Below are 249 nucleotides of genomic sequence, written 5' to 3'. Positions count from 1 at the left end.
AACTGATGGTTATATGCTAAGTCAAACACAAACTGATTTTCAGCATCTTCTACATCAACAAACGTTGCTTTTAATACAAGGTTTGGATTAAAGAAGTAACCCGCTGAAAGTTCAATTACATCCGTGCTTGAGCCAAAATCACTATCGAAATTATTGTACTGTGCACCTAATACAAAATCTTCTACAAAATACTCACCGCCAACGCTAGTAACATCTCCAAAATCATTATCACTGTATGCACCATAAACA

The 249-nt window shown here is 35.3% G+C and carries 1 protein-coding gene; it reads right to left on the bottom strand.

The window, feature by feature from the left end; genetic code table 11:
* The coding region (locus AAEY57_RS20675; RefSeq protein WP_350608744.1) for a putative porin at nucleotides 1-249 on the bottom strand (249 nt) is incomplete at both ends.

Origin of the sequence: Pseudoalteromonas sp. MER144-MNA-CIBAN-0113, from assembly GCF_040308965.1 — a bacterium.
Lineage (GTDB): Bacteria > Pseudomonadota > Gammaproteobacteria > Enterobacterales > Alteromonadaceae > Pseudoalteromonas > Pseudoalteromonas tetraodonis.
The sequence above is the reverse complement of the archived record's forward strand: the minus strand, read 5'-3'. Positions and strand labels throughout refer to the sequence as shown.